This window comes from Phyllobacterium trifolii (assembly GCF_014192095.1).
GTDB classification, from domain to species: Bacteria; Pseudomonadota; Alphaproteobacteria; order Rhizobiales; family Rhizobiaceae; genus Phyllobacterium; species Phyllobacterium trifolii.
This window is the reverse complement of the sequence record NZ_JACHXN010000001.1, coordinates 65,131-87,963: the sequence shown is the minus strand read 5'-3', so window position 1 is coordinate 87,963 and position 22,833 is coordinate 65,131. Positions and strand designations below refer to the sequence as shown.

The following is a 22,833-nucleotide window of genomic DNA, read 5'->3' as shown; positions in this document are numbered from 1 at the left end:
GGAAGCCACCCGTCAGTACCATCTGTCCAGGAAATCTGTCGCTAACATTTTATGCCGATGGGACCGCCCAAGGAGACGGTCCCTGGCTAACTAAGCGGTCATAAGTCCGCCACCTGATTTCGCGTTCATTATCCAAGGCATCACCGAAGCGGGATCTTCAAGTATCTTTGCCTTGCGCGCAAAACCTTCGAAGGCCGCGTGGGCAACACTCAACGGTTTGTGACCATCAAACACTTCGCAGCAGGTCCGCCATGCAGTTTCATAAATGACATCGCGATGTGCGTCTGGCCAACTATCGAGGAATTCGATGGCGTCATCGAGTGTTGCAATTTCTCGGACAATCCTTGAACCGTCCTTTACGAAAATTGGGCTGTCAAAATAAGAGTTCATCAAGTCCCTCCAGAATGGTGAACCAAGAATTCCGAGTTGCTTTCTCAGGCTTTGCTCGCTGACCTTACGCGGCGACGCATATACCCGCCCTTGGCCTTGCGAAGGATGTCGGAGATCGACCCCGATTGGGAGCCTTCTCGAACCATCTGAGCCTTGATTTGCTTTAGGAGCTCCGGCGGAGCCACACGATTGATAGAGCTTTTTAGAGTCAGTCCTTCCATGTTTTGCCACTCCCTGAAGAATAACAAACTGCGCCCGCGGACATTCCGCTGGGTAGCATTTTGGGTTGTTTGGATGCTCTAATTTATAATTCCGCGAAACTGACGTTTCAAGACTTTTGCGTATTTTTCAGAGCGATGGGGAGTGGAAGGGGCTCTCGTATAACACGAAGAGTAGGTTTCAACTTCTGCCGTTTTTTCTGCACTTATTGCAAATGGAAATTTGAAACGTTTGTTGATCTGAAAAGGCAATCTATCGGCCTGTCACACGTGGCATTCAACTTGTGACCGCGTGTCCTGCATCTGATCGGAATGGCCGAAAAGAAACGTTGAGGGCCGGGGGCGAGGAATGATCGCCAATAAATAGGAAGAGGCAGGCCCGACCCGACCCGCCGGTACGCAATACAACGGCAGGCCGGGTGCCGACACAGTGGGCACTAGGGTCAGCACTCAAAGCGTGCGCCTGTATGGTTAACAAGATGAAAAAGGACCCGAACCTCCGGAACGCAAATTACCGGAGGTTCGAGCGTCGGTAGGCCAGCTGTGAAAAAGAAGAAATACCTCTTTAGCAAGCCTCCCAGGCTCGGGGGGTGCCAAGGTGTTCCTACACTACTCTCAGAATGGCATCGGCAATACGGACCAAGGGCCCATTAAGGGCTCAGACTAAGGTCCAACTTGGATACATATGTGCCTCCGTTATACTTCTGAAACGGAGACCCAACGTGCTCAATCAATTTAGCCGCCCAGAACGCTTACGAAGAGGACATTGCAGCAGATGTGCAACTGCATTGGGTGAGGCGTTTATGCTCTCCAGCCCGTGTTGGCCCACAAAAAGAACAGTACCAGTTTGTTCAGCATGCGTGACGGACAATGAAGCCGCCACAATCACCACCTCTCGCATTTGCAAGGCATGCGGTTTGACCATGCACGGTGCAAATACGTGGAAGAGCCACTTTTGCTCGACGGGATGCCGGGAGCGTGTTGATCGCGCCAGACGCCCCAAAGCGCCATTGCGACAATGCCGAGAATGCGGGACGCAGTTTGTTGGCAAAGCGAATGCGCTGTTCTGCTCGATAAAGTGCAGGGTGCACGATTTTCGGAAAAGACACGTCACGAATGGAGCGTCTGCCGATGCGGGGTGAGGCTTGGCCAGTGCTTATGATGGAAAACCAACCCCCCTGTCGATGCGTTCATTCACCAACGGTGGCCTGCTGCCGGTGGACGCAACACTAGGAGCGACGCCAAGCGCTAGCAGCCTTCTGCCAGTTCGGCCTGCTTCGAAGGGGCTCATTCTCTGGCGGAGCAATATAAAGACTAGATTCGCGTGCGGCTTCAATGAATGCCACGCGCGCTATGGCTGCAGAGCATTCACCAGCCACGCACTTCCAAAGAATCTCCTTTGCCATCTCAAGCTTAGGGCCACCTCTTTCGGCTGGCCATTGCTCAAGGATGAACTTGGCAGCGTCGTAAGCGTTACCGATGCCGAGCATCTGGCCTGGCTGGCTCGTAAGGACGGTGACGGGTGAGAATGCTTTGTAGTCTTCTGCCATGGCGGTAGAAAACCACAGCGGCTTTTTGGATTCCACCCCATCAATTTTCTTATGTAACCTAGTGGGCGCATCACGGAGGGGAAGAAATGGAAAGGAACGAGCTACTTTTGAGGCTTAAGGTCAGACGGTCTGTCGCAATAACTGGGATGTTAAAGAGCGGCGAGAATGACAAGTCACTTCGCGTTCTTAGCGAAATACAAGGATCAATCTCGGCACTTGAGGCGCATCTAGCAGAGAATGAAGGGCCAACGAAGTCACCGTATGAACCCTAGCTTCACCCGTTAACAGGGTGAGTTCATTTTGGTAGTCGGCGCGCGATCGAAGCAGCTTGGCTCAGCGAAACGCCTCACTAAAGGCGTTTTAGCGAGCGGAACATTCCCTTGCGGTAAGCGGTTACACCTCATCATGAGGAGACATTGATATGGGTGATCCAATACCTACCCCAAAGCCAGAACCGTACCCGCCGCTGCCGGACGATCCGCCTATCCCCGACCCTGATAAGCCAGGACCAGTACGGCCATTGACGGAGCCACCGCTCCTTAGATAGGCAATCGCACCTTTTTGCGAGACACAGTGTGATATTTGGTGTGATACATTTTCTATTGGATGCTGCGAAAAACCCAGCAAGTACTGGCTCTTTCGGAAACCTTGGGTGCGCTCTATCCGACCTGAAACCATATCCAAAGCGCGCGAATAGCTTACAGCTAAGCCTATTGCGGTTTCTCCCACCACGTAGCTTCCAGACTTCCGTCCATGCCCAACAGTGCATCCATGATGTCGTCGGTATCCGGTTCGTTGCCACCGGGTAACCTTGCGCGTGCGGCGGGCGACAACCCAAGTTCGCTGCCGCACCGGTGCATCTCTGTGTGGGCATCTTTCAGGATTGAAACCAGCGGATTGCGGATACGTCCTTGCGGCGTAGCGACGATGAGGCCCTCGAGCTTCAGCGTCTTCTCGATCGTCCGGCACCTTGCCCACGCCACTACCATCCGTTCCAGCACGGATACATCCGCGCCACTCAAGAGGGCAGGCGGGAGTGCGGCGACGATGCTGCGCCAGAGACCGAGTTCAGCCCTGGTAAGATTGGTCGGCGGCACCGGCAATCCCCGGCCGCGCACGTCCTCCTTGAGCCGGCCGCGTCCTCTCTTTGCACGGTTGCCTTCTGCCGCCTTGAGAACGCTGGACTTCGGTGGTCGTCCCATCGCCATCAGCGTAATCCTCGGGTTTTCGTCACCATCTGGCTGTGGAGTTTCTCTATGCGGACAGCAATCCCATAGCCCGGACGTTTGGTCTGGCCCGATGCGATGAGCCATATCTGCTGCCTACTACAGCCAACCTTGACGGCAATTTTGGGGATGGACATGCCGCCTTCCGTTTCGAGACCCGCGATCATCGCCTCGAAACGCTCATTCATTTTTCCATCGTGAACCGGATATGACATAGTCCAAGTATATCCCAAGTCATCGCGTTGTGGTATCCTGATACCACAACAACCAACAGGCGCGCGTCGATCTCTGGTCCTTTTCCGGCCGGGCTTGGCGGTCAAACGAGGCGACGCGCGCCTCTCTTTGGAAAGGGTCGCGATATGAGCATCCACCAACCACCGCCGCGGCAGCCGGACCTGCCAGCGTGGCTCATCATGGCGCAGAAGATCTATGCCATGTTCACAGTCATCGAAGCGGCGATCCGACTTGAACGCAGGCAGCGTGAACGCGACATAGAGGCACTGCGCAGCGAGATCGCGGCCCTGAAGCGGGAACGACTGCAATGAGCGGTTTCAGCGACGACGATTATCAGGCCGTTGGCGAAGTGCTGGGCGAGGCCTTGAAAGGGGTGGATGAACGTCTCGCGCCATTGGAGGAGGAGGTCGCGGCCTTGGCACAGGAACGCCAGCGCCTCGTCCTGCAGGTGCGCGAGCATCGCATGGATACCGACGAGGAAATTCGCGATGTGCGCAACGAGATGGCTGCGTTGAAAGCCGAACTTACTTTGTTGCACGCCTGCGTTTCGCCGAAAGACAGCATCAAGGTCAACGATGCGATCAGCATGCTGCGTAGCGTCAAATGACCGATGCAGATGCTGCGGCGAAAAAGCGGGAGATCGGGTGCGGGCCGCTAGTGCCATCCGAGAAGGTAATAGATCAGCGCCACGATTGGGAACATCACGAAACACGTTGCCATGAACACCAGATTGGCGAATGCATTGCGGGCCATGACAACCTGATAAAGAAACGGCGTCATGGCCAACATGAGGAGCAGGGCAATGATTGCCACCCCGCCTTTCGTTGTCGCGATGGCAGGGCCGACAAGATGCCCCACAGTAAGCCCCAAGATGGGCGAAGCGACTTTGAGTGTATCGATAAGGTTTCTTGTCCTGTCCATCGGCTAAAGACTGCCGCTGCCGCATCGAAGCGCCAATATCGTCGGAGTAGCGAGGCGGACCAACCAAGTCATGATCCAAACGAGGCCTGTGAGTGCGAGAAGCAAGAATGGATACGCGAGCCAAACAGCCATTACGAAGGGGAAACGGCGCCGGTAAAGCGGGTAGCTCCATAGAACGCCAGCCGCCGTAAACAGGTAGATAACAAATAAAAGCTGAGCGCGATTCGAGGGTAGGGCGTCGGTAACAATTTACACAACACTTGCTAGAGCGATCCGTCGCTGCCCGTTTGCCTGATATACTGCTCTCGGCTTATTTCCTTCAGGGTGCAGATGTTATAATCGGGCGTGTCGAGCTTGTAGCCTCGGGCAACGCATGTTTGCTGAATTTGCCCAGCAAGTCGCCCCAATTGGCTATAGGACATTTGCTCTAGCGGCGGTTTGGTTTGGCATCCTGTTGTCAGCGCGAGCGCACTTAGGAACAGGGCGTGCTTTCTCAAGATATCTTTCATGCGCCGAAACATGCGGCAAAGCCATTGAGGATGGATTAACCGTCGCCACAAGCCATCGCCTTGCCACACAGCCGTTCGCTGAACGCGATTCGAGGTCAGAAACGACTCCCCCATAGCTCCCCCAATTGGAAAAATGACAATAGCGGCGCTTTAGACGTATCATTAAAGTCTTGGTTTTACTGGGGTTTATGGTGAGCGCGCGGGGGTTCGAACCCCGGACCTACTGATTAAAAGTCAGTTGCTCTACCGGCTGAGCTACGCGCTCCCAAACGAAGCCAGCTCGGTGGCCTCGGGAAGTGCGGCGGAACATAGGTGCGACTTGCCAATCGGTCAACAACTAATGTGCAGGGTTTTCGCAACAAAAAGCCTTGTTTTCAGCTGTTCGTGTAATTTTTGGTCGAAAGCACCCTCGGTCAGGCAGAAAAGAATACAAACAGGACAGGTATTGGTGCCAAACTGGCGAAAAGGTGATTGGAATTTCAAGGAGATTCGGCTTAATCCACCGCGACAAGTAAAAATGCCTGTGAAGGAGCGCGGATGGCGCTTGATATTTCATACCTGACTGCTGCCGGCGCCGGCGCTCTGTCTTTCTTATCTCCTTGCGTCCTGCCACTCGTCCCGCCCTATCTCTGTTATATGGCCGGTGTGACGGTTGAGGATTTCCGCTCGGATAAAGCCGCGACGCGAATCTCGCCGGTCCGGCAGGCGCTACTTCTGTCATCCTTCTGTTTTGTTCTCGGCTTTTCGACCGTTTTCGTACTGCTCGGTGCTGGGGCATCGACCATCGGCGGGTTCCTGCGCATGTGGCAACAGGAAATCGCCATCGTCGCGGGCATCGTCATCATTCTCATGGGGCTGAACTTTCTCGGCGTGTTCCGCCTTGCATTCCTCTCACGGGAAGCCCGATTCCAGACGCAGGGAGCGCCCGCTAACCCGTTCGCGGCTTATGTCATGGGGCTGGCCTTTGCATTCGGATGGACGCCGTGCATCGGGCCAGTGCTCGGACCGATACTGGCGCTGGCCGGAGCACGTGATACCGTTGCCGACGGTGCACTGCTGCTCGCCGTCTATTCGCTCGGCCTCGGGATTCCCTTCATCGTCGCCGCGTTGTTTTCCGGGATGTTCATGCGCTTTCTAGCGCGATTCCGCATGCATCTTGGCAAGGTGGAAAAGCTGATGGGCGGCCTGCTGGTACTGACCGGCATCCTGTTTCTGACGGGCGGCTTGCAGACATTCTCGTTCTGGCTTCTCGAAACATTTCCCATCCTCGGCCAACTCGGCTAAACAGACGGAAGTTTCCATGTTGGAAACCAATAGCGTGTCATGATTAGCCACGATATTGCCTTTAGCCCAATTGATCCGGAAGTCCGACATGACACCACGTTCTTGCCTCACGGTTATTCTCGCTGCCGGTGAGGGCACGCGCATGAAATCCTCCCTGCCGAAAGTGCTCCACAACATTGCTGGTCTCCCGATCGTCGCCCATGTGGCCAAGGCGGTGCATGGCGCTGGTGTCCGCGATATCGCGCTGGTGGTAGGCAAGGGCGGCGATCAGGTCGAGGCCGCAGTCCGTTCGATCGTTTCTAACGTGAACGTGCATGAACAGACAGAACGGCTTGGAACTGCCCACGCCGTGCTTGCAGCGCGCGAGAGCATTGCACGCGGTTATGACGATATTCTCGTTGTGTTTGGCGATACGCCGCTGATTGAAACCGCGGCTCTCGACCAGGCCCGCGCAAAGCTCGCAGACGGTGCGGATGTCGTGGTCATGGGGTTCAGGCCAGCGGTGCCGAATGGTTATGGCCGCCTGATCGAGCAGGATGGCCGTTTGATCGCGATCCGCGAGGAGAAGGACGCCAGTGAGGCCGAGAAGAAAATCAGCTTCTGCAATGGCGGGCTGATGGCGCTGCGCGGACAGGCCGCGCTTGCGCTGCTGGACAAGATCACCAACGACAATGCCAACAATGAATTCTATCTCACCGATGTCGTGGAGATAGCCAATGCGGATGGAGAATCCGTCGTTGCCATCGAGATTTCGCCCGACAATGTGATCGGCATCAATACCCGCGTTGAACTCGCTGAGGCCGAGGCAATCTGGCAGACGCGCAAGCGCCGCGACATGATGCTGGCGGGTGTCACCATGCAGGCGCCGGAAACTGTTTTCTTCGCGCATGATACATTGGTGGAAGCAGATGCGATCCTCGAACCGAATATCATTTTCGGCCCCGGTGTTTCGATCGCGAGCGGAGCCGTCATTCATGCTTTCTCCTACTTTGAAGGCGCAAAGATTGGCGCAAACGCCAACGTAGGACCTTTTGCCCGGCTTCGTCCCGGTGCGGATCTCGCAGCAAAATCCAAGGTCGGAAACTTCGTTGAGGTCAAGAACGCGAAGGTCGGGGTCGGCGCGAAGGTGAACCACCTGACCTATATCGGCGACGCGATCGTGGGTCCTGCGGCGAATATCGGTGCCGGTGCCATTACCTGCAACTATGACGGCTATAACAAGCATTTGACCGAGATCGGCGCCAACGTATTCATCGGCTCGAATAGTTCGCTCGTGGCGCCGGTTTCCATTGGTGACAATGCTTACGTCGCCTCCGGCAGCGTGATCACGGCCAATGTGCCGGCGGACGCGCTTGCATTCGGCAGGGCGCGGCAGGAGGTAAAAGAAGGGCGAGCGGTGCAATTGCGGGCACGCTATGCGGCGCAGAAATTAGCCAAGAAGGCTGACTAGGCACGCCTTTTGTTCGTGTGGGATTCTGACACAGAAAGTGTTTTTCTGTAGCGATGAATCTGAGTTAGCCAGAGCTGGAAACTATTCGGGGTATTGGAGTCGTTTATGTGCGGGATCGTTGGAATTATCGGGCGTGGGCAGGTAGCGCCGCTGCTTGTGGATGCACTGAAGCGGCTGGAATACCGCGGCTATGATTCAGCCGGCGTCGCGACGCTCGATTTTGGCGTGCTCGATCGCCGCCGGGCCGAGGGTAAGCTTGGCAATCTCGACAAGCTGCTGAAGAAAAATCCTCTCGGCGGCACCATCGGTCTCGGCCACACACGTTGGGCGACGCACGGTGCGCCGACGGTCCGCAATGCACACCCGCATACGACGCCGCGGCTTGCGGTGATCCACAATGGCATCATCGAGAATTTTGCCGAACTGCGCGCAATGCTCGAAAAGGATGGATACGTCTTCGAGACGGAGACCGATACAGAGACGGTTGCCCATCTGGTAACCCGCGCTCTCGATCGTGGCCTTGCGCCGGTCGAGGCAGTTCGCCAGACACTGCCGCAATTGCGTGGCGCTTTTGCCATCGCGATCATGTTCAAGGGCGAAGACAATCTGCTGATTGCTGCCCGCAATGGTCCGCCTCTCGCAGTCGGCTATGGCGAAGGCGAGATGTATCTGGGCTCCGATGCTATCGCTCTCGCACCGTTTACCGATAATTTGTCCTATCTCGAAGATGGCGATTGGGCGGTGCTCACCCGTAGTGGCGTCATCATTTATGATGAAAGCGGCGAAATCGTAGACCGCCCCGTGCAGAAATCGGCGGGCACCGCGTTTCTGGTGAGCAAGGGCAACCACCGCCATTTCATGGAGAAGGAAATCCATGAACAGCCGGAAGTCATCTCCCACACGCTGGCAAACTATCTCGATTTTTCCAAGGGAACGATACGTCCTGGCGCAGCGCCGGTCGATTTCGCCAAGGTAGACCGCATCGCAGCTTCCGCCTGCGGCACGGCCTATTATGCCGGGCTGGTCGGGAAGTACTGGTTCGAACACATTGCCCGGCTGCCAGTCGATATCGATGTGGCGTCCGAATTTCGCTATCGGGAAATGCCGCTTTCCAAAAATAGCCTTGCGCTCTTCGTCTCGCAGTCCGGTGAGACCGCGGATACGCTGGCTTCCTTGCGCTATTGCAAGCAGCAGGGCCTGAGCATCGGAACTATCGTCAACGTCAAGGAATCGACGATGGCGCGCGAATCCAACACCGTATTTCCAACCCTCGCAGGTCCGGAAGTTGGTGTTGCCTCGACCAAGGCTTTCACCTGCCAACTATCCGTTCTGGCATCGCTGGCTGTGGCGGCCGGCAAAATGCGCGGTACGATCACTGACGAAGAAGAGCGCCGGCTTGTGCGCGAACTATCCGAAATTCCACGCTATGCCACGCAGGCGCTGAAGCTCGAAGCTCAGATCGAGGCTATCAGCCGCGAGCTCAGCCAGGTCAAGCACGCACTTTATCTGGGGCGTGGCACGAGTTATCCTCTGGCGCTCGAAGGCGCGCTGAAACTCAAGGAAATTTCCTATATTCACGCGGAGGGTTATGCGGCAGGCGAGTTGAAGCACGGACCAATTGCATTGATCGACGAATCCATGCCGGTCATCGTCATTGCTCCGCATGACCGCTGGTTCGAAAAAACCATCTCGAATATGCAGGAAGCGGCGGCGCGTGGTGGCAAGATCATCCTCATCACGGATGAGAAGGGCGCAGCAGCCAGCACATTGAAGACGTGGCATACGATCCTTCTGCCGGAGATGCCGGAGGTCATTACACCGATCGTTTATACGCTGCCGATCCAGATGCTGGCTTATCACACAGCAGTTTTCATGGGCACGGACGTCGATCAGCCTCGAAATCTGGCAAAGTCTGTAACTGTGGAATAACTGGCCTCGTCGGGTTATAAGGGCAGCGACAACAGTTACGTCGAGAACTGCGATGCCCAAGATAGACACTGTCGCTGTACCGAAACACAAAGGTTCGGGCTATCCACCGCCATTTGACATACCCTGCGCCGATCGCATCCGGCAGCGCCTTGGTAATTTCGGCGGACTCACTGATTTCGGTGTCAATCTCATGCATTTACCGCCGGGCAATTGGTCGAGCCAGCGCCACTGGCATTCGGCCGAAGACGAATTCGTCTATGTGCTTGACGGGGAGTTGGTGCTGGTCGAGGATGGCGGGGAGACACTGCTTCGAGCCGGCGATTGTGCGGCCTTCCCAAAGAATTCCGGCAATGGCCATCACATGATCAACAAATCGGGTGCGATGGCGGTTTATCTCGAAGTGGGGACACGCTCACCCTCTGATATTACCATCTGCTCCGACATCGACATGATGAGTTCCAATGCCGACGGACGGTTCGTGTACAAGGATGGCAGACCTTATCCCGACACCTAGCCGGCACGAAGCAGCCGCACCGCTTCGTCCCGTTCAAACAGATAAAGCAGGATGCGCAACGCTTCGCCACGCGTGCTCTGCAATTCGGGATCCCGCGTCAGAATATACCGGGCGTCCTTGCGGGCGATTTCCAGAAACTCTTGATGTGCCTCGATGCTGGCGAGCCGGAAACCAGGCGTGCCGGATTGTCGAGTGCCAAGCAACTCGCCTTCGCCCCGCAACTTCAGGTCCTCTTCGGCGATCCTGAAACCATCCTCGGTTTCTCGCATGATCTTGAGCCGCGCCTGCGCGACTTCGCCAAGTGGTCCCTTGTAGATGAGGAGACAGGTCGAGGGTTTGTCCCCACGCCCGACACGTCCGCGCAACTGGTGCAACTGCGCAAGACCAAAACGTTCGGCATGTTCGATGACGATGATTGTCGCGTCCGGAACGTCGACGCCGACTTCAATCACTGTGGTTGCCACCAGCAATCGTGTGTCGCCGTTCTTGAACGCAAGCATGGCGGCATCTTTCTCCGGTCCATTCATACGGCCATGAACCAGCCCGATCCTGTCACCGAGCAGAGGTTTCAACGATTCGAAACGTTCTTCCGCCGAAACGAGGTCGACCAGTTCGGATTCCTCGACCAGCGGGCAAATCCAATAGATTTTCTGACCATCGGCTATTGCGGTCCGCATGCGATCAACGAGCTCGCTCAACCGCTCCATTGGCAGGATCGCGGTGGTGATCGGGCGGCGGCCGGCAGGTTTTTCCGTCAGCTTCGAAACATCCATATCGCCGAACGCGGTCAGTACCAGCGTGCGCGGGATAGGCGTAGCGGTCATGACCAGCATGTCCGGCGCCGCCCCTTTGGAGGTCAAGAGAAGGCGTTGATGTACGCCGAAACGATGTTGCTCATCGACAATAACCAGCACCAGATCGCGATAGCTGACCTTTTCCTGAAAGAGTGCGTGCGTGCCGACAATGATGTGGATGGCACCAGTCCGCAGACCCTCCAGGATATCTTCACGCTCACGGCCCTTTTCGCGTCCCGTAAGCAGCGCCGTACGCAATCCTGCCTTCTCGGCCAGAGGCGCGATTGTAGCGAAATGCTGGCGCGCGAGTACTTCTGTCGGCACCATCAGGGCCGATTGACCGCCAGCCTCGGCGGCGTGCGCCATGGCGAGGAGACCGACGACGGTCTTGCCAGAGCCGACATCGCCTTGCAGCAGGCGTAACATCCGGTCTGGTTCTCGCAAATCGGCGATGATTTCCTTGATCGTTTGGCTTTGGCTATTCGTCAGCGAATAGGGCAGGGCTGCGATGATTTTCGCCATGAGATGGCCGTCGCCTTCGAGCTTGCGACCGGAAAGGCGACGTGTTTTCAAGCGCACCAGCGCCAACGCCAGTTGACCGGCGAGAAATTCGTCATAGGCAAGCCGCTGTCTGGCGGGATGGTCGAGTGCTATGTCGCTTGGATCTTGGGGATTGTGCAGGACCTGCAGTGCCTGACGATGCGATGGCAGGTCATACTTCTCGAGGACTGGCGGATCGATCCATTCCGGCATATCCGGTGCTTTGGCCAGCGCTTCCTGAATGCCGCGTGCCAGCACTTTTGGAGACAGGCCTGCTGTCAGCGGATAAACAGGCTCAACCAGTGGCAGCAATGAAGCATCTTCGATACTGGCAATATGATCTGGGTGAACCATCGTCGGACGCCCATTGAACCACTCCATGGTGCCGGACACGATAACCGTTTCGCCAACCGGCATGACTTTTTCTAGCCAGGCCTGTTTTGCATGAAAGAAGGTGAGCCCGATTTCTCCGGTATCGTCATGGGCGAAGACACGATATGGGACATTGCTACGACCGCTGGGCGATGGCTGATGGCGGTCGATGCGTACTTCCAGCGTGACGATCGCGCCTTCCGGGGCGTAGGCAATGCCCGGCCGGTTGCGTCGATCGATCACGCTGTGCGGCGGCAGGTAGACCAGATTGCCGACGCGTGGCTCGGCGCCCGGCGGCTGCGTGCCGAGCAATGTGCCCAGCAGGCCAGACACTTTCGGGCCGATACCGGAAAGCGAACGAACGGAGGCAAAGAGGGGATCAAGCAATGACGGACGCATGCGTAACGTTTAGAGCGAGATAAGATTAGATGGCAACAGTTCTGTTTCTCGGATGGCGAGACGATCCACGCGGAAGGTGGCGAGATCGATGTTTACCCATCGGACGAAGCCGCCTGACAAAGTGGGCCGTCCGCCAGCCGGAAACCCAAAGGGCCGGGTGAATTCTGGCCAAATCCATCGGACTTCGGCTTCGTCCGATGGAAAGGCATCGGCCTCGCCAAACCCCTTGACCTTGTCCTGAATTCCCACCGGCAGAACGTTGCCATCTAAACTTATCTCGCTCTAACGCGTTCGATGTGCGTTGCAAGGCTGACAGATGCAACAAGGCACGCTATACCCAGCCGCACCAATCGCGCCCCGATACTTTTCATTGCCATAAACGGAGCTAGTTCATGACTGGAAGCAGTCGCACCACTGCCGATCTGCAGCCGAGACAGCGAAAAATCCTGTTTCGCTCCTGGCATCGCGGCATGCGTGAAATGGATTTGATCCTCGGACAGTTTGCCGACGCCCATATCGACACCTTGTCCGATGATGAACTTGACCAATATGAAGCACTGATGGAAGCGCTCGACCGGGACCTATTGACGTGGGTCACCGGGGAGGCTGCCGTTCCCGCCGAATTCGATACGCCGATCTTCCAAAGGGTTGTCGCATCCCGCCAGCAAATGAAATTCTGAAAGCGAAATGACTGCCTTTACCAAACTCGGACTGAAATCTGACGTCAATGGACATGTGGTCATCGACGGTGTTGTCGATGGCTATGAAGCTTTTGCTTTGGCGAAAGTGGTAGCTGAGGCCGGGGCAGGTGGTCCCGTGCTGTTCATCGCGCGCGACGGCAATCGCGTTGCCGATATCGAACAGGTGCTGAACTTCGTCCAGCCGGATTTGCCGGTGCTGCAATTGCCGGCGTGGGACTGTCTTCCCTATGATCGCGTCTCGCCCGGAGCCGATACATCCGCGCGCCGCCTGGCGGCGCTTGCCGGTCTTGCGGCCTTGCGCGAACACAAGCACCCGGGCGTTATTTTGGCGACGGCCAATGCCGTTCTGCAAAAATTGCCGCCGCGCAAAGTTCTCGCAGAGCAGCTTTTCATGGCGAAGCCCGGTAATCGAATCGACATGAATGCGCTTGTGCAACGCCTTGAAAGTAATGGCTTTGAGCGCGTTCCAACCGTGCGTGATGTCGGCGAATATGCCGTGCGCGGCGGCATTCTCGATCTCTTCGCCCCGGGCGCAGAAGAACCACTGCGTCTGGATTTTTTCGGAGATACTCTGGAAACGATCCGGACTTTCGATCCGGCGTCGCAGCGAACATCAAGTCAAAAGACCGAGTTCTCGATGCAGCCGATGAGCGAAATCACGCTCTCGCCCGAGCTCATCAGCCATTTCCGCTCGCAGTATGTGTTGAAATTCGGGGCGCCGTCGCGCGATGACGCGCTTTATCAGTCCATCTCGGAGGGGCGCCGCTTTGCCGGCATGGAACATTGGTTGCCATTGTTCTATGACAAACTCGAGACCGTTTTCGACCATGCGGGGCAAATGCCGGTGGTCTTCGATCACCTCGCGCACGAATCCATGGCTGAACGTCACAAGATGGTGCTGGACCACTATGAGGCGCGCCGAAGGCAATCCGACGGCAAGGAGCCGGGCGATAGCATCCCATACAAGCCGGTCGAGCCGGGTTCGCTGTATCTGACACCTGAACAGGTCGAGGCGTCGGCAATCAACTCAGGCATGCGCATCGATTTCACGCCTTTCGATGCGCCGTTCGTCACAGGGCGAGCGGTTATCCACGCCGGTGCGCATCGTGGGCGCACATTCGTTGAGGAAAGGACCGCCAAGGACACCAATGTCTTCGACAGCGTTGTAAAGCACATCGCCGATGAGCGCGCTGCAGGCAAGAAGGTGCTGCTTGCTGCATGGAGCGAAGGCACACGCGACCGGCTGGTGCAGGTTCTGAATGAACATGGTCTCGAAAAGATCGAGTTTGTCGATGATTTGAGAACGGTCAAGGCGCTCGCTCGCGACAAAATTACTGCGGGCATCCTGTCGCTGGAAACCGGCTTCGATGCTGGCGAACTCGTCGTTGTTGCAGAGCAGGACATCCTTGGCGACCGGCTGATCCGCCATTCCAAGCGCCGCAAGCGCGACCGGGACTTTATCAGCGAGGTTGCTGCGCTGAACGCCGGCGACATCGTCGTGCATGTGGATCATGGTATTGGCCGCTTCATCGGTCTGAGGACAATCACGGCCGCCGGCGCACCACATGACTGTCTGGAACTGCACTATGCCGGCGATGACCGGCTGTTCCTCCCGGTAGAAAATATCGAGCTTTTGTCGAGGTTTGGCTCGGAAACTTCAACTGCCGTGTTGGATAAGCTCGGTGGCGGCGCCTGGCAGGCCCGCAAGGCAAAGCTGAAGAAACGCCTGCTCGACATTGCCGGTCATCTCATTCGCATTGCCGCGGAACGCCAGATGCGCGGTGCGCCGATCCTGTTGCCACCAGACGGCCTCTATGGCGAGTTCGCAGCACGATTCCCCTATGACGAGACGGAAGATCAGGATCGTGCCATCGACGCAGTTATCGATGACCTTTCGCTCGGCAAGCCGATGGACCGCCTGATTTGTGGCGATGTCGGCTTCGGCAAGACCGAAGTAGCGCTGCGCGCTGCCTTCGTGGCGGCCCTGAATGGCGTCCAGGTTGCCGTCGTGGTGCCGACGACGTTGTTGTCGCGCCAGCACTTCAAGACCTTCACCCAGCGTTTTCAGGGCCTGCCCGTCAATGTGGCGCAAGCCTCCCGCCTGGTCGGCTCGAAGGAGCTGGCTGAGAACAAGAAGGGCATTGCCGAGGGACAGGTGGATATTGCCGTCGGCACGCATGCGCTGCTCGGAAACGGCATCAAGTTCAAGAATCTCGGTCTGCTGATCATCGACGAAGAGCAGCATTTCGGCGTCAAGCACAAGGAACGGCTGAAAGAACTTAAATCGGACGTGCATGTGCTGACCCTGTCCGCGACGCCGATACCGCGCACGCTGCAACTTGCCTTGACGGGGGTTCGCGAGCTTTCCTTGATTACCACGCCACCTGTGGATCGGATGGCTGTGCGAACGTTCGTCTCACCATTCGATGCACTTGTGATCCGCGAAACGCTGTTGCGCGAGCGCTATCGCGGCGGGCAGAGTTTCTATGTCTGTCCGCGCATCTCCGATTTGAGCGACATCAAGGAGTTCCTTGATGCTCAGGTGCCAGAACTGAAAGTTGCGACTGCCCATGGCCAGATGGCGCCTGGTGAGCTCGACGACATCATGAACGCTTTCTATGACGGGCAGTACGACGTGCTGCTATCGACGACGATCGTTGAATCCGGGCTCGATATCCCGACCGCCAACACGCTGATTATCCACCGTGCCGACATGTTTGGTCTGTCGCAATTGTATCAGTTGCGCGGACGCGTCGGGCGATCGAAGCAACGTGCCTATGCTCTGTTCACGCTACCAGCCAACAAGCTGCTGACGCAGACGGCAGAACGCAGGCTCAAGGTCTTGCAATCGCTCGACACGCTAGGTGCCGGTTTCCAGCTGGCAAGCCATGACATGGATATCCGCGGCGCGGGCAATCTGCTCGGGGAGGAACAATCGGGGCATATTCGCGAGGTCGGCTTCGAGCTTTATCAGCAGATGCTGGAAGAAGCTGTTGCGGAGATCAAGGGTACTGGCGAAGTCGAGGACGGGCACTGGTCGCCGCAGATTGCGATCGGCACCGCAGTGATGATCCCCGAAACCTATGTGCCGGACCTGCAATTGCGTCTCGGCCTCTATCGCCGTCTGGCCGATCTGGAGGAGTTGCAGGACATCGACGGCTTTGGCGCCGAAATGATCGATCGCTTTGGACCGCTGCCGGAAGAAGTTCAGCATCTGTTGAAAATCGTCTACATCAAGGCGCTGTGCCGCCGTGCCAATGTGGACAAGCTAGATGCGGGTCCAAAGGGCATTGTCATCCAGTTCCGCAACAAGACGTTCAACAACCCCGCTGCACTGGTCCAGATGATCGGCGAGCAGGGTTCGATGGCGAAAATCCGGCCCGATCAGAGTATTGTCTTTGTGCGCGACTGGCCGACAGCAGAAAAGCGTCTCAACGGTGCAGCGGTCGTCATGACGCAGCTGGCGAAACTCGCTGAGGCCGCATAGTCAGACGGGACGCGGCTCAAAGCCATCGGCGGCCTGGCGGATGGCATCTGCCAGAGCCTCTGCAGATTGCGCACCCATGACGGCGTATTTCTGATCGAGGATGAAGCAGGGAACGCCGCGCACCCCGATCTGGTTGGCGGTGTCGATTTCCTGCCGCACACCGAGAGTATCGGCGTCGGTTGGCAACAGGCTTGCAACGATGGCGACATCCATGCCGGCCTCTTGCGCGGCCTCCAGTAATATCTGGTGATCACCGATGTTCTTTCCCTGCTCGAAATAGTAGGAGAAGAGAATTCCCACCATCTTGTCCTGAACGTTGGGGGTCGCCTGCGATGCCCACCGAATAAGGCGGTGTGCGTCCAGTGTATTAGGGCTTATTTCGATGGCCTCGAAGTCAAACTCGATGCCGGCTTCCTTGCCGAGCTCAGTCAATTGTTGATGAATTTCAAAGATCTTGTCGGAACTGCCGAGCTTTTCCTGCATGTAGCGATTGCGATCTTTTCCCTGAGGTGGAATCGTCGGATCGAGTTGAAATGGTCGCCAATTCACAATTACGTCGAGGTCAGGATTGAGCGCGAGCGCGCTTTCCAAACGCTTCCGTCCGAGAAAACACCAAGGGCAAACGACATCCGACACCACGTCGATCGTGAACTTTTTATCGGTCATGGCTATTCCTATCGTTTATCGGACCACCACGTGGACAGCTGGTTACCGACCATGGACGTCTTGTCCGGATGTTGCAGATGTGCCCAGCGGGCAACCCATTGTTCGGGCTGGTAGTAGATCGGAACCATATAATGGCCGGAGATCAGGACTCTGTCGAGGGCACGCACAACGCTGGTAAATTCCTCGTCGTCGCGGGCGGCGAGCATCTTGTCCAGTAATGCGTCGATGACGGGATCGGCTACCCCCGCATAATTGAAACTGCCTTCAACTTCTTTCGACTGGCTGCCCCAGCGGCTGAATTGCTCATATCCCGGCGAAAGCGAGTTTGAATAGGCGCCCAGGATAACATCGTAGTCGAACGTCTGCAGACGCTTTTGATACTGTGCGTCGTCGACTGTACGGATCGTAGCCCCGATGCCAAGTCGCTCAAGTGTCCGTTTATAGGCGAGGCCAAGACGCTCTTCGCCAACGGAGCGCGTCAGAATTTCGAATGAGAGCGGCGTTCCGTGTAGGTCAAGCATCTGCTCGTTCTCGATCTTGTAGCCCTGGCTGACCAGAATGTCATAAGCGCGCTTCATTTCCTTGCGATCGCGCCCTGTTCCATCCGTTCTGGCAGGCTCGTAGGTGCCGTCCATCACTTCCGGCAGCACCGCATCGGGATAAGGAGCTAATAGCGTGCGTTCCGTTGCGTCTGCAGGTTTGCCGAGTGCAGATAACTCCGAGCCTTGCCAGTAGCTGCCTAGTCTCTGATAGCGGCCGGCGTAGAGGTTGCGGTTGGTCCATTCGAAATCGAACATGAGCGCGAGCGCTTCCCGGACAGCCTTGTCCTGAAACAAGGGGCGCCGCGTATTGAACACAAAGCCGAACATGTTGGCAGGCGATCTTGACCGGAACGTCTCCCTGATGACCCGGCCATCTTTAACCGCGGGAAAATCATAGGACGTCGCCCATTTGTTCGGATCGCCTTCCATGAAGACGTCGAAAACGCCTTTCTTGAACGCTTCGAACTGCGCCTGATCGTTACGGAAATACTCGACCGTCACGGTTTCAAAATTGTTGAACCCGACCCTGCTCGGCAAGTCAGCGCCCCAGTAGTCGGGGTTTCGCTTGAAAACGATACGCTGGCCCGGCTGAACCTTCGAAACGATGTAGGGCCCGCTGCCGACCGGGATAGCCAAGGGCGAAGCGTCGAATTTGTCGATGTCGATCGCATGTTTCGGAAGGACCGGCATGAGCGCCAAGACCAGCGGAAACTCCCTGTTTGCCTGCTCGTTGAACGTGAACCTTACGCCGTGTTCGCCAATTTTTTCGATCTTTGAGATCAATTTCATGCGGCTGCTAAAAGGGGGGCGTCCCTTTTTGGTCAGAACATCAAACGTGAAGATCACATCATCAGCCGTTACCGGCTGCCCGTCGGACCATTTCGCGTTCGGATTGAGCGTGAATTCGACCCAGGTTCGCTCGTCATTGGTTTCAACCTTTTCGGCGAGCAAACCATACATGGTGAATGGCTCGTCAGCACTTCGCTGCATCAGTGATTCGTAGACCAGATTGCCAAATTCGGAATCGCCGAACATGCCGCGTGCGGTCGTTCGCATGCTCTTGATCAGAAACGGATTGAGGCTGTCGAATGTGCCGACTACACCATAGGTAATGGAACCTTCCTTTGGCGCGGCCGGATTGACATAGGGGAAATTCTTGTAGTCCGCGGGCAGGGCAGGCTCGCCGTGCATGGCGATTCCATAGGTTGGTTCTGCAAAAGAAGCATCCGTTGCCGAACATGCTGCGATCAAAAGCGCCAGAATCTGCAAACTTCTCTTCAACATCGTCTCAACCTTGCGCACTTAAAGGCGCGATTTACCCTGATTCGTGTCAAAGACTATCATTTGAAGACGATTCTGCGGCGGAAGACGTGTTATGTGCCATCTGAATTCATAGACAGCCAAAAGTAGTCTGGATTTGCATCGGCATGCAGTGTAACACGGCGTTCGATAATTGCATCTCGCTCTAGGGTCACTCTGTTGCCGCATTTAGTGACCAAAGCCAGACAAGCAAATACAAGTGATCAAGCCACACTTCGGATAAGTGCGCTGAAAGGAACCAGTTGACCATGTCCACCCGAAAGACTTTCGCTGCAACCGCATCCTTCGCCGGTGCCGTTGCATTACTTGCCGCCGCGGCAGTACCAGCCTCAGCCCAGCAGCAGCAAAGAGCGCCTCAGGGTTGGTTCAAGGTTTGCTCGAAACAGGAAGACAACGACATCTGCAATACGCAGAATATCGTGACGGCCGACAGCGGCCAGCTCCTGACTGCCGTCAATCTCATCGAGATCAAGGGTAAGATCAATCGCAAGATCTTCCAGGTTTCCGTCCCGACCGGCCGTCTGATCGCCCCGGGTGTTGGCCTCCAGATCAATGGCGGCAAGACTCAGAAGGTTGATTACGCCATCTGCTTCCCGGATCGTTGCATCTCCGAAGTTGCCTTGTCCGATGACCTGCTTGCTGCCTTCAAGAAAGGCAATCAGCTGACGATGACTTCGGTCAACTTCCAGAACAAGCCCAATCCGATCAATGTTGCGCTCACCGGTTTCACCCAGGCTTATGAGGGTCCCGGCCTGCAGCAGAACGAGCTCGAACAGCGCCAGAAGACACTTCAGGACGAAGTCCAGAAGCGTCAGAAGGAGTTCGAGGAGAAGATGAAGGCTGAGCAGGAAAAAGCCAAAACCGGCAATTAATCAACCGGCACTGCGAGCTAAAAAAGGACGCTTCAAGCGTCCTTTTTTATTGCTAGTTCATATGCGGTTTTTTCACGCGATAGACGCCGTTTTCCGGTGTTTCAAACATGTTCTTGATCTGCGGATGCCTCAAGGGCACACCGGTCGTATCGGGAACAAGGTTCTGTTCCGAAACATAGGCGACATATTCGCTCTCGGAGTTTTCTGCAAAAAGGTGATAGAAGGGCTGGTCACGCCGCGGCCTTATATCCTCGGGAATAGATCTATACCATTCTTCCGTATTGTTGAATTCCGGATCCACATCGAAGATCACGCCCCGGAATGCGAATATCCTGTGGCTGACCACCTGGCCGATCTGAAATTTTGCATGGCGTATCTGTGTCATCATCGTCATTCGTAGTAGGTATCTGTTTCTATCAAAGCTCGCGAGCCTAAATGGTTCCTGCGACCACTCTATCCCGCCATAAATTCAAAAAGTCCGTCATGCTCAGTGTCTTCAATCTGGTACTTCCATTCTTTGGACTGATTTTCCTTGGCTTTTTCGTGGCACGTATCAATCACCAGCCTTTAGAAGCGCTGGGGTGGATGAATACGTTCATCATTTATGTGGCGTTGCCGGCTCTATTTTTCCAGATACTTTCGAAAACGCCCGTGGCGGAATTGACCCAGTGGACCTTTATTGTCGGATGCACTTTGTCGACATTTGCCATTTTCCTGACGATGTTTCTGAGCGCGTTCGCGCGGACGCGGAAGATCGATGAAAGCACGATTCAAGGGCTTGCTGCAGCCTACGGCAATATTGGTTACATGGGGCCGGCCTTGGCAGTTCTTGCCTTCGGTGCGTCGGCGGCCGTGCCCGTCGCGCTGATATTCTGCTTCGACAACACGCTGCACTTCGTCATGGCACCGCTGTTGATGGCGCTTTCGGGCAATGACAAGCGTTCTCCGCGCGACGTCGCTATCGGTGTCCTACGCAAGATATTCGGCCATCCTTTCATTATCGCGACGATCATGGGTGTGGGTGCCGCGATACTTGGTATCGAGCCACCTGTCGCAATCGACCGCATGATCGATCTCCTTGCCAAGGCAGCAGCGCCTTGCGCGCTCTTTGCCATGGGCGCAACGCTTGCATTACGCCCACTGCGGCGCGTACCGAGGGAGCTTTATCTCATCGTCCCCATCAAGCTGCTGGTTCAGCCGTTACTGATTTATGGGGTGCTGAATCTTGTCGGGAATTTTCCGCCGGTGTGGATTTACACGGCCATGCTCATGGCGGCATTGCCTACCGCAACCAATGTCTTTGTCATCGCCCAACAGTATGGCGTGTGGGTCGAGCGGGCATCCAGCAGCATTTTGGCGACCACCTTGTTTTCAATTGCGACCCTGACCTTGTGGCTTTATTTCATGACGCATGGCCTCATTCCCTGACTTAAGATGGCGCCCTCAGCGTTTTTGTTATCAAGATAATCGCTCCACTTGGCGCTTTCGGCGCAGCTGGGCCCTTGCAGCTGCCGATTTTGTGTATATATAGTTGCGAATGATTTGCAATTGCGATTAGGGGTATTCCATGGATCAACTAGGGCCGGCGGTCGACACGCCCAGGGGCTGGCGACACGCAAGGGGCGAGGCGTCACTGTCAGATGTTCATCGTTCGATCGCCGTGCGGACGAGCGGACCGGGTTGGCGCCGTGCAGCGGCCTTCGTCGGTCCGGGCTATCTGGTCGCCGTGGGCTACATGGACCCTGGCAACTGGGCGACATCGCTCGCCGGGGGATCGAAATTCGGTTACACGCTTCTTGTCGTTGCCCTTGTTTCCAATATCATGGCGATTGTCCTGCAGGCTCTTTGCGCCCGGCTCGCCATAGGCTCGGGCAGGGATCTGGCGCAGGCATGCCGCGATGCCTTTCCAAAGCCAGTTGCCTATACGCTATGGTTTTTGGCGGAAATTGCCATCATAGCTACCGATATCGCCGAAGTTATCGGTACGGCCATCGGTCTCAATCTGATTTTCGGTATTCCGCTTGAAATTGGCGTACTCATCACAGCGCTCGATGTATTTCTTATCCTTTACCTGCAGAAGCTTGGCTTCCGCTGGGTCGAGGCGCTCATCATTACGCTACTCGGTGTCATAGCTGTTTGTTTCGCGATCCAGATTTTCATGGCGGATCCGGAGTGGGGCGCCGTCATCAAGGGTTTTGCACCAACCACGGAGATCGTGACCAATCCGGAGATGCTGTATCTTGCGCTGGGCATTCTCGGTGCGACTGTGATGCCGCACAATCTGTATCTGCATTCAGGTATTGTGCAGACCCGCGATTACGGAAGTACGCTGCCGGAAAAACGTTCTGCACTCAAATACGCAACGATCGATTCCACTTTGGCCCTGATGTTCGCGCTCCTGATCAACGCGTCGATCCTCATTCTTGCTGCTGCAACATTCCACAAGACGGGTCAGACGGACGTCGCAGAACTCGGCGAGGCGCATTCGCTGCTCGCGCCGCTTCTGGGCCTGGCGATAGCACCGACGCTCTTCGGCATTGCTTTGCTCTGCTGCGGCATAAATTCGACTGTAACGGCAACGCTCGCAGGGCAGATTGTCATGGAGGGTTTCCTCCATATCAAGCTCGCGCCGTGGCTGCGGCGGCTGATCACACGCGGCATCGCCATCATTCCGGCATCGATCGTCACGGTCTGGTATGGCGAAAGCGGCACGGCGAAGCTGCTGGTCCTGACGCAGGTGGTCTTGAGCCTTCAGCTATCGTTCGCCGTATTCCCGCTGGTCATGTTCACAGCCAGCAAGGCAAAGATGGGCGCCCTCGTTTCACCGCGCTGGCTCTCCGCATTCGCGATGTTCATCGCCGTGGTAATCGCCCTGCTAAACGTGAAATTGCTAAGCGATTTCGTGCTGGCGTGAA

The 22,833-nt window shown here is 56.2% G+C and carries 20 protein-coding genes and 1 tRNA gene; 11 read left to right on the top strand and 10 right to left on the bottom strand.

Annotated elements, in window-relative coordinates:
• Positions 1-90: 90 nt before the first annotated feature.
• The 4 genes from FHS21_RS00425 to FHS21_RS00410 all read right to left on the bottom strand — a co-directional run bounded on the left by FHS21_RS00425 (position 91) and on the right by FHS21_RS00410 (position 3,572).
• Entirely contained in the window at positions 91-390 is a 300-nt protein-coding gene (locus tag FHS21_RS00425; RefSeq protein ID WP_183660737.1) for a DUF982 domain-containing protein, read from the bottom strand.
• 1,447 nt (positions 391-1,837) lie between these two features.
• Positions 1,838-2,158 (bottom strand): DUF982 domain-containing protein, encoded by a 321-nt coding sequence (locus FHS21_RS31435; RefSeq protein ID WP_376772055.1) that lies wholly within the window; start codon positions 2,156-2,158, stop codon positions 1,838-1,840.
• Positions 2,159-2,868: 710 nt separating this feature from the next.
• Entirely contained in the window at positions 2,869-3,366 is a 498-nt protein-coding gene (locus FHS21_RS00415; protein ID WP_183660733.1) for a phage terminase small subunit P27 family, read from the bottom strand.
• Positions 3,366-3,572, bottom strand: coding sequence for an XRE family transcriptional regulator (locus FHS21_RS00410; protein WP_183660731.1), 207 nt, complete (start codon positions 3,570-3,572; stop codon positions 3,366-3,368). The genes FHS21_RS00415 and FHS21_RS00410 overlap by 1 nt, the downstream gene beginning before the upstream one ends.
• A gap of 171 nt (positions 3,573-3,743) precedes the next feature.
• On the opposite strand from FHS21_RS00410, the gene FHS21_RS00405 reads away from it, so the two are divergent.
• Together FHS21_RS00405 and FHS21_RS00400 are read left to right on the top strand one after the other, a co-directional pair.
• Complete coding sequence (locus FHS21_RS00405; protein WP_183660729.1) at positions 3,744-3,929, top strand: hypothetical protein; 186 nt, start codon at positions 3,744-3,746, stop codon at positions 3,927-3,929.
• On the top strand, positions 3,926-4,225 hold the full coding sequence (locus FHS21_RS00400; protein WP_183660727.1) for a hypothetical protein: 300 nt from the start codon (positions 3,926-3,928) through the stop codon (positions 4,223-4,225). The genes FHS21_RS00405 and FHS21_RS00400 overlap by 4 nt, the downstream gene beginning before the upstream one ends.
• Before the next feature lie 47 nt (positions 4,226-4,272).
• On the opposite strand, the gene FHS21_RS00395 is transcribed toward FHS21_RS00400, so the two are convergent.
• Both FHS21_RS00395 and FHS21_RS00390 read right to left on the bottom strand, forming a co-directional pair.
• Entirely contained in the window at positions 4,273-4,539 is a 267-nt protein-coding gene (locus FHS21_RS00395; protein ID WP_183660725.1) for a hypothetical protein, read from the bottom strand.
• 698 nt (positions 4,540-5,237) lie between these two features.
• Positions 5,238-5,313: transfer RNA gene (locus FHS21_RS00390), tRNA-Lys, on the bottom strand.
• Positions 5,314-5,585: 272 nt separating this feature from the next.
• Here FHS21_RS00390 and FHS21_RS00385 point away from each other — a divergent pair.
• From FHS21_RS00385 to FHS21_RS00370, 4 genes are all read left to right on the top strand, one after another.
• Positions 5,586-6,332 (top strand): cytochrome c biogenesis CcdA family protein, encoded by a 747-nt coding sequence (locus FHS21_RS00385; RefSeq protein WP_183660723.1) that lies wholly within the window; start codon positions 5,586-5,588, stop codon positions 6,330-6,332.
• 88 nt (positions 6,333-6,420) lie between these two features.
• Positions 6,421-7,782 carry a bifunctional UDP-N-acetylglucosamine diphosphorylase/glucosamine-1-phosphate N-acetyltransferase GlmU gene (gene glmU / locus FHS21_RS00380; protein WP_112527070.1) on the top strand — a complete coding sequence of 454 codons (1,362 nt, stop codon included), beginning with the start codon at positions 6,421-6,423 and terminating at the stop codon, positions 7,780-7,782.
• 105 nt (positions 7,783-7,887) lie between these two features.
• Positions 7,888-9,711, top strand: a complete 1,824-nt coding sequence (glmS, locus tag FHS21_RS00375; protein ID WP_183660721.1) for a glutamine--fructose-6-phosphate transaminase (isomerizing) — start codon at positions 7,888-7,890, stop codon at positions 9,709-9,711.
• A gap of 52 nt (positions 9,712-9,763) precedes the next feature.
• Entirely contained in the window at positions 9,764-10,225 is a 462-nt protein-coding gene (locus tag FHS21_RS00370; protein WP_112527074.1) for a cupin domain-containing protein, read from the top strand.
• Here FHS21_RS00370 and recG read toward each other — a convergent pair.
• Positions 10,222-12,330: an ATP-dependent DNA helicase RecG gene (recG, locus tag FHS21_RS00365; protein WP_183660719.1), complete on the bottom strand. Its 2,109-nt coding sequence runs from the start codon at positions 12,328-12,330 to the stop codon at positions 10,222-10,224. The genes FHS21_RS00370 and recG overlap by 4 nt on opposite strands.
• A gap of 392 nt (positions 12,331-12,722) precedes the next feature.
• On the opposite strand from recG, the gene FHS21_RS00360 reads away from it, so the two are divergent.
• Both FHS21_RS00360 and mfd read left to right on the top strand, forming a co-directional pair.
• Positions 12,723-13,010, top strand: coding sequence for an FAD assembly factor SdhE (locus tag FHS21_RS00360; protein ID WP_112527079.1), 288 nt, complete (start codon positions 12,723-12,725; stop codon positions 13,008-13,010).
• A 7-nt stretch (positions 13,011-13,017) separates the two neighbouring features.
• A complete protein-coding gene (gene mfd / locus FHS21_RS00355) occupies positions 13,018-16,518 on the top strand; it encodes a transcription-repair coupling factor (RefSeq protein WP_112551663.1) in 3,501 nt (1,166 codons plus the stop codon).
• Here the strand turns inward: mfd and FHS21_RS00350 are convergent, their stop codons facing one another.
• Together FHS21_RS00350 and FHS21_RS00345 are read right to left on the bottom strand one after the other, a co-directional pair.
• Positions 16,519-17,184, bottom strand: a complete 666-nt coding sequence (locus tag FHS21_RS00350; protein ID WP_112527083.1) for a DsbA family oxidoreductase — start codon at positions 17,182-17,184, stop codon at positions 16,519-16,521.
• An 8-nt stretch (positions 17,185-17,192) separates the two neighbouring features.
• A complete protein-coding gene (locus FHS21_RS00345; protein ID WP_183660717.1) occupies positions 17,193-19,010 on the bottom strand; it encodes an extracellular solute-binding protein in 1,818 nt (605 codons plus the stop codon).
• A gap of 284 nt (positions 19,011-19,294) precedes the next feature.
• On the opposite strand from FHS21_RS00345, the gene FHS21_RS00340 reads away from it, so the two are divergent.
• Entirely contained in the window at positions 19,295-19,918 is a 624-nt protein-coding gene (locus FHS21_RS00340) for an invasion associated locus B family protein (protein ID WP_112527087.1), read from the top strand.
• A 52-nt stretch (positions 19,919-19,970) separates the two neighbouring features.
• On the opposite strand, the gene hspQ is transcribed toward FHS21_RS00340, so the two are convergent.
• Positions 19,971-20,303 carry a heat shock protein HspQ gene (gene hspQ / locus FHS21_RS00335; RefSeq protein ID WP_112527236.1) on the bottom strand — a complete coding sequence of 111 codons (333 nt, stop codon included), beginning with the start codon at positions 20,301-20,303 and terminating at the stop codon, positions 19,971-19,973.
• Positions 20,304-20,401: 98 nt separating this feature from the next.
• On the opposite strand from hspQ, the gene FHS21_RS00330 reads away from it, so the two are divergent.
• Both FHS21_RS00330 and FHS21_RS00325 read left to right on the top strand, forming a co-directional pair.
• Complete coding sequence (locus FHS21_RS00330; protein WP_183660715.1) at positions 20,402-21,346, top strand: AEC family transporter; 945 nt, start codon at positions 20,402-20,404, stop codon at positions 21,344-21,346.
• 139 nt (positions 21,347-21,485) lie between these two features.
• Positions 21,486-22,832: an Nramp family divalent metal transporter gene (locus tag FHS21_RS00325; protein ID WP_183660713.1), complete on the top strand. Its 1,347-nt coding sequence runs from the start codon at positions 21,486-21,488 to the stop codon at positions 22,830-22,832.
• The last annotated feature ends 1 nt before the right edge of the window (position 22,833 follow it).